This is a genomic window from Sphingobium cyanobacteriorum (genome assembly GCF_030580935.1).
GTDB classification, from domain to species: Bacteria; Pseudomonadota; Alphaproteobacteria; order Sphingomonadales; family Sphingomonadaceae; genus Sphingobium; species Sphingobium cyanobacteriorum.
The window spans coordinates 575309-589627 of sequence record NZ_JAUQOM010000001.1 but is presented as its reverse complement, the minus strand read 5'-3'; the positions used below and the strand labels follow the sequence as shown (position 1 = coordinate 589627).

The window sequence follows — 14319 nt, the reverse complement described above, 5'->3', positions numbered from 1 at the left end:
CAGACTGTGCATGGATCGCTTCGTTGTGGCGGACGCCCGATGGGCGCCAGCAAAATTCCTGGCGATTACGCGCTTTCCCAAGTCTGGCCTATAAAGCGCGCGTGGGCGCGTCGCGCGCCGGAATATGACGCTGAAGAATATCCGATCGCGCAGATGGTGACGGCCATGGATGATCGGGTGAATATCGCACGGCCAGGACATGGCCTGTAAGGGTTCGGCTTATCGCCCCCGCCACAACCGCCCAAGCACCGCCCCGTCCTTCAACACTTCCCGCGCCGCATTATGCCCCGGCGCGCCGGTCACGCCGCCGCCCGGATGCGTCCCCGCGCCGCACATGTAGAGGCCCTTCACCGGCCCGCGATAGGCGCCATGGCCCAGCACCGGCCGCGCCGCCCACATCTGGTCCAGCGTCAGGTTGCCGTGCATGATGTCGCCGCCGACCAGCCCGAACTTGCGCTCCAGGTCGAGCGGCGAATGGATCTGCCGCGCGATCACACTTTGCGCAAAGCCCGGTGCGGCGGCGTCCACCGTCGCGATGATGCAGTCCGCGGCCGCCTCCCGCTCGTCGTCCCAGCTTCGCCCGCCGGGCAGGTCCGGCGCGAATTGCTGGCAGAACAGGCTCGCCACATGGCATCCCTCCGGCGCCAGGCTGTCGTCGATGGTCGACGGGATCAGCATCTCCACGATCGGCGCTTTCGACCAGCCATCGCGCTTCGCATCCATGAAGGCCCGGTCCATATAGTCCAGCGTCGGCGCCAGGATGATGCCCGACTGGTGATGCTCGCCCACGCCCGGCAGGCAGGTGAAATCGGGCAAGGCGCTCAGCGCGACATTCATGCGGAACGTGCCCGATCCCGCCTTGAACGTCTTGATCCGCTTGACGAAATCGGCGGGCAGGTCGGCCGCGTCCATCATCTGCTCATACAGCAGTTTCGGTCCGACATTGGCGATCACCGCGCCGCCCATCACCGCCTCGCCGCTCGCCAGCCGCACCCCGACCGCGCGCTTGCCATCCACCAGCACGCGATCGACCGGGGCTTCCAGGCTGATCTCCACCCCCATCGCCTGCACGACCTTCGCCATGATCTGCGTGATCGCGCCCATGCCGCCGACCGCATGGCCCCATGCGCCCTTCTTGCCGTTCACCTCGCCGAATACATGGTGCAACAGCACATAGGCGCTGCCGGGCGTGTCGGGGCTGGCATAATTGCCGACCACCGCGTCGAATCCGAACGCCGCCTTCACCGCATCGCTCTCGAACCAGCTATCCAGGAAGCTGCGCGCCGATTTGGTGAACAGGTCCAGCACGTCGCGCTGCTGCTCGATGCCGAGGGCCGCGACCCGCCGCCCCTGCCGGATCGCCTCCACGATCATGCCGATGCCATCGCCGACATTGGGCGGGCATTTGAGCACCAGGTCGCGCAGCATGTCGGCCACCACCTCCAGCGCGTCATAATAAGCGGGCAGGGCGGTCGCATCCCTGGCGCTGAACCGCGCGAACTCCGCCTGCGTCCGCGCCACCCCGCCGCCCAGCTTCAGATAGCCGCCATTGGGCTGGGGCAGGAAATTGCTGATCGGCCGCTCGATCACGCGATAGCCATGGGTCTCCAGCTTCATGTCCCGGATGACCTTGGGATTGAGCAGGCTGACGGTATAGCTGGCGGTCGAATTGCGGAAGCCGGGATGAAATTCCTCCGTCACCGCCGCGCCGCCCACGACATCGCGCCGCTCCAGGATGCGCACCTTGTAGCCCGCCCGCGCCAGGTAGAAGGCGCAGACCAGCCCATTATGCCCGCCCCCGATGATGATGGCGTCGCAGCTTTTGGTCATACCTTGCTCCACCCCGTCCCCGGCGCATGATGCAGCCGTGCCTGCGGAATCACATCGCGCACCCGCCCGCAAAAATGCCGCAGCGCCACTTCCTGTTCGCTGAGCGGCCCGACGGTGAAGCTCTGCGACGCCATCCCCGCCTGCACCCGCGCGACCAGGTCCGTATCCTCGGCATTGACCTGCCGGTTGATCCGCCAGTTCAGGTAACGCGCCGCGCGCATTTCGCGCCGCGCGTCGGGCAGGGCATAGCTGATCTCCCGGATCAGCGTCTGCGTCGGCGACACCGGCAGCCAGGCCATGAAATCCACCTGATCGGGATAGATGTCGAAGGCGAAATTGGGCCACAGCTTGTAATAGGTCCACAGCCTCTGCCGTTCGGGCGGCAGATGCGGCACAGGGGGCAGGAAATGCTGATAGGCCCGCTCGGACAGGTTGGGCGAAGGCCGCTCCACTATCGGGCCCCACATCCTGTCCGCATGGGGTGATGCCGCCACGCCATAGCCATCGCCCATCAGCCGCTTCAGCCCCGGATGGGCGACCGTGATATGCAGGCCGTCCGAATAATTGTCGCCGATGATCTTCCAGTTCACCGCGCGCGGCCGCAACGTTACCCGCCCCAGCGCGCGCAGGTCGGCAAAGCGGTAAGGGGCGATCTCCGCCGCATGGGGCGCCATCATCTCAGCCACCGAAGGCCCGCCATCATCGGCCAGCCGCACGAACAGGAAGCCTTGCCAATTTTCCACCGCGACCGGGCTCAACCCATGATCGGCCAGCGCGAAGCCATCACCATAGCTGGCCTTCATCGGCACGCCCGAAAGCCGCCCGTCCGTCTCATAGGTCCAGCCATGATAGGGGCAGACCAGCTTGTGCGCGCACCCGCTCGTGCCATCGACGATCCGCGCCCCGCGATGGCGGCAGACATTGGTGAAGGCCCGGACCGCGCCATCGTCGCCGCGCAGCACGATCACGCTCTCGCCGATATAGTCCAAAGTCTGGAAATCGCCGGGGTTGGGGATATCGCTCTCATGGGCCACGATCTGCCAGGCGGGGCGAAAGATGCGGGCGCGCTCGACGGCGAAAAATTCAGGATCGCTATAGGTCCAGGCGGGCAGGCTCCACCCCGCGTCGGGATCTGCCATCCTGTCGCTCTGCCCTGTCACTTTTCCAGCTTTCCCTAACGTAAAATTACAATTATACAATCGTATAACGAATATGTGCCGAACACCATCCCCAATCGATTTAGCTGTTCCACTCGCTGTCACTTTTACCATCCGCCCGTGCGGCATAATGGCGCGCCAGCAGGGCGCAGGCCATCAACTGGATTTGATGGAAAATCATGATCGGCAACAGGATCGGCCCGACCGCAGCGGCGGGGAACAGCACGCCCGCGATCGGCACGCCCGACGCCAGGCTCTTCTTCGACCCGCAAAATTGCAGCACGATCGCATCTGCGCGCGACAGGCCCAGCGCCCGCCCCAGCGCCAGCGTGAACAGCAGGATCAGCGCCAGCATCGCGACGCTGATGCCCGCCAGCGTCAACAGCGCCGCGCCCGACACGTTCGACCACAGCCCCTCCACCACGGCGGCGGAGAAGGCGGCATAGACGACCAGCAATATCGATCCCCGGTCGACCCGGCCCAGCATCGCCTTGTGCCGGGTCACGAACCCGCCGATCCACGGCCGCAGCAGATGGCCCAGGACGAAGGGCAACAGCAATTGCAGCACGATGCCCTCGATCGACGCCAGCGAGATCAGGCTGCCGCTGCCGCTCCGTTGCATCAGCAGCGCGACCAGCAGTGGCGTCAGGACGATGCCCAGCAGGTTGGAAAAGGACGCGCTCACCACCGCCGCCGCCACATTGCCGCGCGCGATCGCGGTAAAGGCGATCGAGGATTGCACCGTGGACGGCAGCAGCGTCAGGAACAGCAATCCCGTCCGCATCTCTGCCGGCACCAGCCCGAATCGCCCGATGATCAGCCCCATGACCGGAAAGGCGATAAAGGTCGTGCCCAGCGTCGCCAGGTGCAGTTTCCACGCCCTGGCCCCGCTCCAGATCGCCTCGCGCGACAATTTTGCCCCATGCAGGAAAAAAAGCAGCACGATGCCCGCATCGGCCACGGCATCCGCGATCCGCGCCCCATCCCCGCGCGCAGGCAGGATGGACGCTAGGGCGACCGTCCCGATCAGGAACAGCAGGAACGGGTCCAGGGCTTGGCGCAGGCGGTTCATCGACACTCCGGGCTGGGGGGACGGGTTGCCGGGGGGATAGACGCGGTGTTCGCGCTGCGCCAACATTTTCCCTTTGACCCATCATCCAGGAAAAGGCTGCTTCATGCGCGACAGCATCACGATCACACAGACGGCCGGTGTCATGGAAATCCGTCTCGACCGGCCGGACAAGAAGAATGCGCTGACCGGCCCCATGTACCGCGCCATGACCGCCGCGCTGGCCGACGCCTCGGCGCGGTCGGACATCGGCGTGGTCCTGTTTTCGGGGGTGGGCGATGCCTTTTGCGCGGGCAATGACCTTAAGGATTTCATGGCCGGGCCGGAGGGCGGAGCGGCGGCTTTCGCGTTCATCCGCGCCATCGCCGCCTTCGACAAGCCGGTCGTCGCGGCGGTTCAGGGGCTGGCGGTGGGCGTCGGCACGACGATGCTGTTCCATTGCGACCTGATCTATGCCGCGCCCGATGCGCGCTTCATCATGCCCTTCGTCAATCTGGGCCTGGTGCCGGAGGCCGGCTCCAGCCTGCTCGCGCCCGCGACCATGGGCCATGCCAGGGCGGCGGCGATGCTCTTGCTGGGCGAACCGATGGATGCGGACGCCGCCGACCGCGCCGGGCTGGTCACGGCCATCGTCCCGGCCGCCGCCCTGCTCGATCATGCCCGCGCTAAAGCCGCCGCGCTGATGGCCAGGCCGCCGCGGGCGCTGGCCGCCACCCGCCGCCTGATGAAGGGTGATCCCGCCGCGCTCATCGCCCGGATCGAGGAGGAAGCCCGGCTGTTCCGCGAAACCCTGGCTTCGCCCGAAGCGCAGGAAGCCTTCGCCGCCTTCTTCGAAAAGCGCCCGCCGCTGTTCCGGCGGCCATGAGCCCCGCCGCTGTTCCGGCGGCCATGAGCAAAGCGGGTTATCCTCCCTGTGCCGGTTTGCACAGCGCCGGCTGGTCGCCGTGCAAATCCTGCGTCACTACCGCCCCTGGTTGCGCCAGCGGGTGATGGTGCGGTCGAGAATATCGGCCTCGCTGCCCGCCTGACGCCACAGTTGGGTGAAGCTGGGATCGCCCGAAGCGGGACGGCGATGCTCTTCCAGATTGTCGAGCGCCACCCGGATCGGCACCGCGACGCCCTCGCCGCAGATGATCGCCTCCCGGTTCCGCAGCGCGGGGATCGAATCGAGGAAGCCGCGCGCGCCTTCGGGCATGGCGGCCTTGACGAAGGCCTGGTCGCGATCATTGTTGAGGCGCATCGAGATGATCGTGCCGCATTGCGACAGCACGCCTTCGGCCAGGTCCGACGGCCGCTGGGTGATCAGGCCCAGCGAAATGCCATATTTACGGCCTTCCTTGGCGATCCGCTCCAATATCTTGCGCACCGCCTGCCCTGATCCGGTGGTGGTGCTGGGGATGTAGCGATGCGCTTCCTCGCAGACGAGCAGGATCGGCCGCTGCGGTTCGTCGCGCGCCCAGATGGCATAGTCGAACACCAGGCGGGACAGCACCGACACCACGGTCGATGTGATGTCGGACGGCATGGCCGACACGTCGATGATGGAGATCGGCTTGCCGTTGGAGGGCAGGCGGAAGATCTTCGCCAGGAACGCCTGCATCGTGTCGGCGACCAGCATGCCCGAAAACATGAAGCTGTAGCGCGGATCGGCCTTGATCTCGTCGATCTTGGTCTTGAGCCGCATATAGGGCAGCGAATTGGTGCCCTTGTCGAGCTTGCCCATCTCGTTCTGGAGGATCGTGGTGAGGTCCGACAGCAGATAGGGGATCGGCGAGTCCACTGTCAGCCGCCCGATGCTTTCGGCCAGGCGGTTCTTCATCCGCGCCGCCAGCAGGCATTTGGCCAGAATGTCGCAATCGACCGTCCGTTCGGAACCGGACGAGGTGACGAACACCTCGCAATGTTCCTCGAAATTCATCAGCCAATAGGGGAGGGCGAGATTGTTGACGTCATAGACCGCGCCGTTGGTCGCGAAGGCCGCGCCATATTCGCCATGGGGATCGATCATGACGATATGGCCCTGGGGCGACAGGTCGCAGATGCGGTGCAGGATCAGCGCGGCGCTGGTCGACTTGCCGGTGCCGGTGGACCCCAGCAGCGCGAAATGCTTGCCCAGCATGGAATCGACATAAAGGGCTGCGCGCGTATCCGTGGTGGGATAGACGGTGCCGATCTCTACATTCGCCCGGTCGTCGGCGGCATAGATTTGCTGCATGTCGTGGCTCGACACGGGGAAGATATCGGTGCCAGGCGTGGGATAGCGGGTCACGCCGCGCCGGAAGCGGAAGATGCGCCCGGTCAGCTTTTCCTCATCGCCCTCGCCCAGGAAATCAATGTCCGCGATAATGCCCTTGCTCGCCTGGTCCAGCGTCATGGCGCGGACGCTGGCGACCAGCCAGCTCTGGCCGACGCGCATCTTCACCTGGCTCCCGACCTGGCCCGCCATGGCGATGCAGGCATCCTCGTCCTGTGCGAACAGGGACAGGATATGGGCGTCGATCAGCACTTTCGAACTGGAGCCGGCAATCTGGAACACCATGCCCATCGCCTGGGCATGGGCCAGATGCGCAGGCGCGGAGGCAGCAGAAAATGAGTGAGCGCCCGGCATATGCGTCATGAGCCTTTATGGTCCCCCTGGCCGGAACGTCTTCCGGTATGGCGGACTGCATATCGGACATAGGTAAATATTGGCTTAGCTCAGGGGCGCGCGCGGGTCGCATCACCGTCTGTCTTTTCGGTTAAGACGGGATGAGGAGAGGTCCGTTTCGGACCGGATGACCGGGCGGCGGGGAACCGGAGCCGCCGCTGGCCATTGGTTCTGCACCGTAACAAGCAGGATGCCGGTTTGTCCAATCATCTGCCGTTTCAAGCCGCGCGTCGTTCCGATGCCATCGCCATCGCGCGCGTCATCTGCATCCTGGGGGTGGTCTATGTCCACGCCTGGACGGGGCTGAATGGCGAAGCGCTGGCGGCATTGCGCGGCACGGCCCAGGATAATTTCCGCTGGTTCCTGATGGAGTTGTTCGGGCGCAGCGCGGTGCCGCTGCTGGGCCTGATTTCCGGCTGGCTGGTGGCGGGGTCGCGCCGGACGCTGGACTGGAGCGGGCATGTGCGGCGCAAGGCGCGCACGATCCTGCTGCCGATGATCCTGTGGAATATCATCGCGATCGTCCTGGTATCCGGTGCGGCGCGGGTGGCGGGGTTGCAGGCGCCCCAGCCGCAATCGCTGGGGTGGATGATCGATGAAATATTCATCGTCACCCGCAATCCCGACATCAATGTGCAGATGCCCTTCCTGCGCGACCTGTTCCTGTGCATGGTCGCCGCGCCCCTGCTGGTGCGCCTGCCGGGCCGGGCGCTGGCGCTGGTCGCGCTGGTGGCGGCTGCTTGCCACATCATGGGCTGGGGGCCGCCTGTGCTGATGCGGGCGTCGATCCTGTTCTTCTTTGCCACTGGCATCCTCGCGCGGCGCGGCGGCTGGGCGGAGCGGGCCGTGGCCTTGCCCTGGCCAGTGGCGATCCTGCCCTTTGCGATGCTGATGGCGGCGCAGCTTTACTGGGCGGTTGCAGGCGGTGGATCACCGCTGGCGTTGAGCGCGCTCGACATGGCGGTGCGCGTCGCGGCGGCGCTTGCCTTCTGGCGGCTGGCCTGGGCATTGGCGGGCAGTGGCGCGCGCCCCCTGCTGCTGCGGATCGAACCCTATGCCTTCTTCCTCTTCTGCGCCCATCTCATCCTGATCTGGCTGGGCGGGCCGGTGCTGGGCGGGGTGCTGGGCAGGATGGGGACGCCGCTCTATCCCGCCTATCTGCTGCTTCAGCCGCTGATCGTGCTGGGCGTCGTCATGCTGATCGGCACGGGTCTGCGCCATGTCGCGCCGGGCGCCGCGGGCATATTGAGCGGCGGGCGGCTGAGGGCAGAGCCTCAGGCCAGCTCGCGGGTCGCGATGGCCTGAGCCGCCGCCATGGCGATGGCGAAGCTGCGCTTGCGCGCGTCGGCATCGAAAATCTGCCCGGTCAGGATCAGTTCGTCGGCCTGTGTGCGGCGCAGGAAAGCGGCGATGCCGCGTTCGACATCTTTCTGGTCGCCGATCGCGGACACGCTCAGCACATCGGCCAGCATCGCCTGCGCCTGCACCGGCAGGCTGTCATAATAGCCCGGAACGGGCGGTAGCAGCTTGCCCGGATTGCCTGCGCGCAGCCGCACGAAAGCCTGTTGCATCGAACTGGCGAGCAGATGCGCCTGCGCCGCGTCATCGGCGGCAAAGACATTATAGCCGGCCATCACATAAGGATATTTGAGCTGCGCCGACGGGCGGAACTCCCGCCGGTAGATGGCGATCGCGTCATCCAGCGCGGCCGGTGCGAAATGGGATGCGAACGCATAGGGCAGGCCCAGTGCCGCCGCCAGTTGCGCGCCATAGAGGCTGGAACCCAGTATCCACAGCGGCACCTGCGCGTCCGCACCGGGCGTCGCCTGGATGCCCAGCTGATCGTCGCCCGCGAAATAGGCCTGCAATTCCATCACGTCGCGCGGGAACTGGTCCGGGCCACCGGCCAGCGTGCGGCGGATCGCCTGCGCGACCCGCTGGTCCGATCCGGGCGCGCGACCCAGGCCCAGATCGACCCGGCCGGGGAACAGCGCGTCGAGCGTGCCGAACTGTTCGGCGATCAGCAACGGGGCATGGTTGGGCAGCATGATGCCGCCCGCGCCGATGCGGATGGTCGATGTCGCCTGACCGACATGGGCCAGCACCACGGCGGTCGCGGCCGATGCGATGCCGGCCATGCCATGATGTTCGGCGACCCAGTAACGGTGATAGCCCAGCATTTCGGCATGGGCGGCGAGATCGGCGGCGCTGGTCAGCGCCTCGCCAACGGTGCCGCCTTCACGGACAGGCACCAGGTCGAGCAGGGAAAAGCGTGTCATGCCCTGCATATGGGGGCATGATGGGTTTTACTTCAAGACGGAATTATCCGGCCCGGCCAAAACCCTGCGTCGGCGTCTCGACCCGGCGGCCGAATGTCACGGGGCGACGCGCGACCAGCGGATTGGCGTCGCGGTCGAGCAACGCCAGCGTCTCGGTAAAACAGGGGCGCAACGCTACGATGGTTTCGATCAGTTCGTCCGGGCTTTCATGGGTTTCCACGCAGCGGCGGGCGGTCATTTCGATTTCTTCGGACATGGCGCTCAGCCGGTAGGCGCCGAACTGGGCCGATTCGCCCTTCAGCGTATGCGCAGGCACCACCAGCGCAGCCGCGTTGCGGGCGCGGAAGGCTTCTTCGACGGCAGCGATGGATTTGACCCCATCTTCCCGGAAATAGCCAAGAATGCGCAGGAACGCGGTCCCCAGTTCCCCGCGGGTCCGCGCCAATTCGCTCCAGTTGACCAGGTCGGTGTCTTGGTGGGGCACCTGTACCATTCCTCCATTCTTGCCTGTCGAAAATAGACGGCGCACGTAAACAGAGGGTTAAGGCGGCGGGGCTGGCACCAGATTGCAGGTCTGTCCAATGGGTTTGCGCAGCGAAAAATGATGATCGGCCAGGGCGGCAAAATCCCAGCCCTGCTGCCGGGCAAGCGCAGCAAGTTCGGCCGGGGCGATCGGGTCGTCCGCCACGATGACGATGGCGTCCGCAGCCCGCATCGCGCGGGCGGCGCGCAGGACGGGCCAGGGGCATTTCATGCCCCTGGCGTTCACCATGACCGGATCGACCGCCATCTCTCTATTTGGTCGCGAACGGATTTTTCTGGCTGCGCAATGTCAGGCGCACCGGCACTGCGCCGAAACCCAGTTCCCGGCGAATGCCATTGACGAGGTAACGGCGATAGCTTTCGGGCAGGTCGTCCAGCCGCGTGCCGAACAGCACGAAGGTGGGCGGCCGGGTCTTGTTCTGGGTGATATAGCGCAGCTTGATCCGCTTCCCGCCGGGGGCTGGCGGCGGATTGGCTTCCAGCGCGGTTTCGAACCAGCGGTTCAGCACGCCGGTCGAAACTCGTTGCGACCAGGCCGTGCGGGTTTCGAACGCGACATGGATCAGGTCGTCCAGCCCTTTGCCGGTCGCCCCGGAAATCGTCATGATCGGCACGCCGCGCACCTGCGCCAGCCCCTCGTCCAGCGCCTTCTTGATGCCCTGATACAGCGCCGAGCCATGCTCGACCGTATCCCATTTATTAAGCGCCACGACGAGCGCGCGCCCTTCTTCCAGCACCCGGTCGGCGATGCGCAGATCCTGCGCTTCCAGCCCGCGGGTGGAATCGATCATCAGCACGACGACTTCGGCGAAGTTGACCGCGTTGATGCCGTCCGAAACCGCCAGCTTTTCCAGCTTTTCCTGCACCTTGGCGCGCTTGCGCATGCCGGCCGTGTCGATCAGGCGGACGGGGCGCTCCACGCCTTCGCGGCTGGTCCACATCCAGTCGACGGCGATGCTGTCGCGGGTGATGCCCGCTTCCGGCCCGGTCAGCAGCCGGTTTTCGCCCAGCAGCCGGTTGATCAGGGTGGACTTGCCCGCATTGGGACGACCCACGATGGCCAGCTTGAGCGGGGCGCTCTCCTCGTCCTCGTAAAATTCCTTCTCGTGCGGCTCCTCGCCCTCCCGCTCCAGATGCGGCAGCAGCGCCTGGAACAGATCGGCCAGGCCCTGCCCATGTTCGGCGGAAAAGGGGATCGGTTCGCCAAGGCCCAGCGAAAAGGATTCCATCACGCCGTCGTCGGCGGCCTTGCCCTCCGCCTTGTTGGCGACCAGCACGACGGGGGCGTCGTTGGCGCGCAGCCAGCGGGCGATTTCCTCGTCCAGCGGGGTGATGCCCGCGCGCGCGTCGATCATGAACAGAGCGACATCGCAATTTTCGACCGCGGCTTCGGTCTGCATCCGCATCCGGCCGGGCAGGGTGTTGGCGTCCTCATCCTCATAACCGGCGGTGTCGACGATCGTGAAGTCGAGGCCCAGCAGATGCGCCTCGCCCTCCCGCCGGTCGCGCGTCACGCCGGGCTGGTCATCGACCAGCGCCAGCTTCTTGCCGACCAGGCGGTTGAAGAGGGTGGACTTGCCGACATTGGGACGTCCGACGATGGCTACTGTGGGCAGCATGGAGGCCCGCTTCCTTCTAATATCAAAGCTGTGACACAAACGCCGTGCTCCTGCGAAAGCAGGAGCCCAGGGTTGCAGGTCGCTCACCGCACCCTAGGCTCCTGCTTTCGCAGGAGCACAAGTTTTTTCTAAAATCGGCTTTTAACGCAGCGCCGTCAATTTTCCATCGTCGGCCAGCAGATAGAGCATATTATTGGCGACGATCGGCGACAGCGACATGGAATGGTCCATATCGACCTCCGACTGGACCGATCCGGTCGTGGGATCGACATAGACCATCTGGCCACGGGTCGACACGACGATCAGGCGACCACCGGCCAGCACCGGGCCGGTCCAGCGGATCGCCTTGTCCTTCTTCTTTTCCTTCTGCCAGCGGCGAAGCTGGCTGACCCAGCGGATCTTGCCGGTGGCGCGCGCGACGCAGAGCAGGCGCGCGTCGCTGGTCACGGCAAACACCCATTCGCCCGCCACCCAGGGGGTGGAGATGCCGGCGATGTTGATTTCCCACAGGCGCTGGCCGCTGGTCAGTTCATAGCTGGCCATGCGGCCGCCCTGGCCGATCGCGAACACCCGGCCACGATCGATCACCGGATCGGCGTCGATGTCGGTCAACGTCGCCACCGCCGTCGAAATGCTGGTCCGCGACAGGGCATCGCCCCACAGACTGCGGCCATTTTCATACCGATAAGCGGTGATTTCGCCCGAACTATAGCCCGCGATCACCGTGCCCTGCGCGGCGGCGGGGGCGGCGACACCGAAAATGCCCGTGACCTGCAATGTGCCGCTGTCGGTCCACTGGGTTTCGCCATCACTCTGGTTGAGCGCGAAAATCTGGTTGTCCTGGCCCATCACATAGACATGGCCGTTTTCCAGTGCCGGCGCGCCGCGCAGCGGGCCGCCCGGATGCTTCTTCCACAGGATCGCGCCGTCCGCGACATTGATCGCGAATACGTCGCCCAGGCCGGTGCTGGCATAGAGCCGGTCGCCGATCACGCTGACGCCGCCGCCAAACAGCGCGCGGCCATTGCCCTTGCCTTCGGCCGGCAGGCTGGTCTGCCAGAGTTTCGATCCGCTGACGGCGTCGAAGGCGATGACATGGGCGCCGGCGTCGCTCACGAACAGCTTGCCGCCCGCCACGACCGGCGATGCGGCAAGGCGCGCCTGCGGTGAACTGCCCTCGATCGATGTGGTCCAGACCTGGCTGGGCGATCCGCCTAGCGACACATGACCCATCGCCTTGGAAGGGTCGCCACCCGGCTGCGACCAACTTTCATTGACATAGGGGGCGGGCAGGCTGACCGGCACGTCGGCCAGCGCCGGTTCCACCTCGACACCCTGTTCGTTGTTCAGGATCGATACGCGATTGCCGATAACGGGCGTCTTTGGACCGCCCTTCTTGCCACCGACGATGCCACACCCCGCCAGCAGCGCGACGAGCGCCGCCATCGTCACCATCCGGCCCATCTTCATGCTTGCCATGCGCGCGGTCATCCTTCGGTGCTTTCGGCCTGGGTGCTTTCGGCCGGATTCTCGACCGCATCAATGCCCATGACGCCGGCCATCTGTCTGGCCCGTGAACGGATCGAATCGGGCACATTGGCGTCCTTTGCCATGGCGGCGAACATCGGTCCGGCCATCTTGGTCTTGCCCATCTTCATATAGGCGAGCGCGACCAGCTCGCCGGCGCTGCCGAACCAGGGTGTGCCCTCGATCGCCAGCGGCTTGAGCCGGTCGACCACCTGCTGCGGCGTCAGGCTGTCGAATTCCAGCGCGGTCTGACGGATCAGCGCCAGGTCGCGATAGGGCTGGTCCAGCCCCTTGTCGGCCACCATGGCGCGGTACAGCGTGATCGCCGTCCCGGCGTCGCCCTTGCGCGACGCGAGGCCCGCCTTGGTCAGCAGCGCGGACGCGCGATAGCCCGGCTGGCTGGCGTCGGCCAGCATGTCCAGTTGCTTTGCATCGGGTGTCCCGCCGCCGACGGCGGTGGTCAGAACGCTGTCCATCTTCTCGGACACGGCTTCGGACTGGGTCTTGCTGTAATGCTGCCAGTATAGCCAGCCGCCAAACCCGGCCAGGCCCAGGATGATGGCGGCCAGCAACAGGCGGCCATAACGCTGCCAGAAGGTCAGAAGCTGATCCTGACGGACCGCTTCATCGACCTCGCGCATGAATGCTTCGCTGTTTTGCGGCGTCAGGGCCACGGGCTTCTCCGAAAAATGCGGCGAAAATCTTTGCCGGAAGGCGCGATCAATAGCGGCGCTCATGCCACAGGCAAATCAATTTTTAGGGCGATAGACCTGATCTTCGGTCGGGAAGAGACGGTTGCGGACATCCTGCGCATAATGTTGCGCGGCATTGCCGATCGTTTCTGCGATATTGTCATAGCGTTTCACGAAGCGTGGCACCCGTTCGAACATGCCCAGCATGTCCTCCGTCACCAGCACCTGTCCGTCGCAATGGACCGACGCACCGATGCCGATGACAGGCACGTCGACGCTGTCGGTGATCGCCACCGCCAGTTCCTCCATCACCCCTTCCAGCACCATGGCGAAGGCGCCGGCCTGCGCCACGGCGCGGGCGTCGGCCATGATCTTGGCATGTTCCTGCTGGCTTTTGCCGCGCGCGCCATAGCCGCCCAGCGCATTCACGGCCTGCGGGGTCAGGCCGATATGCGCCATCACCGGAATGCCGCGCTGGCTGAGGAAGGATATCGTGTCGGCCATCGCCGCGCCGCCCTCCAGCTTGACGGCGGCGCAGCCGGTTTCCGCCATCACCCGGCTGGCACTGGCGAACGCCTGCTGCGGCGACGCCTCGTAGCTGCCAAAGGGCATGTCGACCAGAACGAGGCTGTGATAGCTGCCGCGCACCACCGCCGCGCCATGGGCAATCATCATGTCGAGCGTGACGGCGAGGGTGGAGGGCAGGCCGTAAATCACCTGGCCCAGCGAATCGCCGACCAGCAGCATGTCGCAATGCGGGTCGAGCAGTTGCGCCTGCCGCGCGGTATAGGCGGTCAGCATGACCAGCGGTTCGCTCGTATTCCCCTCGAACTTGCGTCGCTGGATCGCGGGCACGGTCAGGCGCTTCATCGGCGCGGGTGTGGGATTGGCGCGGCTGGTCGACGTGTCGATCGTGAAGGTCGTGGACATGGCCGCGCTCTACCGCACCGTGGCGC

Annotated in this window: 14 protein-coding genes; 3 read left to right on the top strand and 11 right to left on the bottom strand. The window is 65.6% G+C overall.

Translation table 11 applies throughout. The features are described 5' to 3' along the window. Positions 1-39: 39 nt before the first annotated feature. Positions 40-210 carry a hypothetical protein gene (locus tag Q4610_RS02845; protein ID WP_304534492.1) on the top strand — a complete coding sequence of 57 codons (171 nt, stop codon included), beginning with the start codon at positions 40-42 and terminating at the stop codon, positions 208-210. Positions 211-219: 9 nt separating this feature from the next. Here Q4610_RS02845 and Q4610_RS02840 read toward each other — a convergent pair whose 3' ends face one another. From Q4610_RS02840 to Q4610_RS02830, 3 genes are all read right to left on the bottom strand, one after another. Then, positions 220-1830, bottom strand: coding sequence for a phytoene desaturase family protein (locus Q4610_RS02840; protein WP_304534491.1), 1611 nt, complete (start codon positions 1828-1830; stop codon positions 220-222). Then, positions 1827-2969 (bottom strand): aromatic ring-hydroxylating oxygenase subunit alpha, encoded by a 1143-nt coding sequence (locus Q4610_RS02835; RefSeq protein WP_304534490.1) that lies wholly within the window; start codon positions 2967-2969, stop codon positions 1827-1829. Before Q4610_RS02835 ends, Q4610_RS02840 begins: the two co-directional genes overlap by 4 nt. 100 nt (positions 2970-3069) lie before the next feature. Further along, complete coding sequence (locus tag Q4610_RS02830) at positions 3070-4059, bottom strand: bile acid:sodium symporter family protein (RefSeq protein ID WP_304534851.1); 990 nt, start codon at positions 4057-4059, stop codon at positions 3070-3072. Positions 4060-4162: 103 nt separating this feature from the next. Here Q4610_RS02830 and Q4610_RS02825 point away from each other — a divergent pair, with 103 nt between their 5' ends. Then, complete coding sequence (locus Q4610_RS02825; protein ID WP_304534489.1) at positions 4163-4921, top strand: enoyl-CoA hydratase-related protein; 759 nt, start codon at positions 4163-4165, stop codon at positions 4919-4921. Positions 4922-5017: 96 nt separating this feature from the next. Here Q4610_RS02825 and Q4610_RS02820 read toward each other — a convergent pair whose 3' ends face one another. Further along, positions 5018-6673: an ATP-binding protein gene (locus Q4610_RS02820; protein ID WP_304534488.1), complete on the bottom strand. Its 1656-nt coding sequence runs from the start codon at positions 6671-6673 to the stop codon at positions 5018-5020. Positions 6674-6901: 228 nt separating this feature from the next. Between Q4610_RS02820 and Q4610_RS02815 the strand changes: the two genes are divergently transcribed. Then, positions 6902-8008, top strand: a complete 1107-nt coding sequence (locus Q4610_RS02815; RefSeq protein ID WP_304534487.1) for an acyltransferase family protein — start codon at positions 6902-6904, stop codon at positions 8006-8008. Here Q4610_RS02815 and Q4610_RS02810 read toward each other — a convergent pair. The 7 genes from Q4610_RS02810 to panB form a co-directional block, all read right to left on the bottom strand. Beyond that, positions 7978-8982 (bottom strand): LLM class flavin-dependent oxidoreductase, encoded by a 1005-nt coding sequence (locus Q4610_RS02810; protein WP_304534486.1) that lies wholly within the window; start codon positions 8980-8982, stop codon positions 7978-7980. The two genes, Q4610_RS02815 and Q4610_RS02810, sit on opposite strands and share 31 nt — an antisense overlap. A 43-nt stretch (positions 8983-9025) precedes the next feature. Further along, on the bottom strand, positions 9026-9475 hold the full coding sequence (locus Q4610_RS02805; RefSeq protein ID WP_425262519.1) for an Hpt domain-containing protein: 450 nt from the start codon (positions 9473-9475) through the stop codon (positions 9026-9028). Positions 9476-9523: 48 nt separating this feature from the next. Then, the gene (locus Q4610_RS02800) at positions 9524-9772 is read right to left on the bottom strand and encodes a sulfurtransferase TusA family protein (RefSeq protein WP_304534484.1); all 249 of its coding nucleotides are present in this window, start codon (positions 9770-9772) and stop codon (positions 9524-9526) included. Between the two features lie 4 nt (positions 9773-9776). Next, positions 9777-11144: a ribosome biogenesis GTPase Der gene (gene der / locus Q4610_RS02795; protein WP_304534483.1), complete on the bottom strand. Its 1368-nt coding sequence runs from the start codon at positions 11142-11144 to the stop codon at positions 9777-9779. Positions 11145-11285: 141 nt separating this feature from the next. After that, a complete protein-coding gene (locus Q4610_RS02790) occupies positions 11286-12623 on the bottom strand; it encodes an outer membrane protein assembly factor BamB family protein (RefSeq protein WP_304534482.1) in 1338 nt (445 codons plus the stop codon). An 8-nt stretch (positions 12624-12631) separates the two neighbouring features. After that, entirely contained in the window at positions 12632-13345 is a 714-nt protein-coding gene (locus Q4610_RS02785; RefSeq protein ID WP_304534481.1) for a tetratricopeptide repeat protein, read from the bottom strand. 75 nt (positions 13346-13420) lie between these two features. Then, positions 13421-14293, bottom strand: a complete 873-nt coding sequence (panB, locus tag Q4610_RS02780; RefSeq protein ID WP_304534480.1) for a 3-methyl-2-oxobutanoate hydroxymethyltransferase — start codon at positions 14291-14293, stop codon at positions 13421-13423. Positions 14294-14319 lie beyond the last annotated feature (26 nt).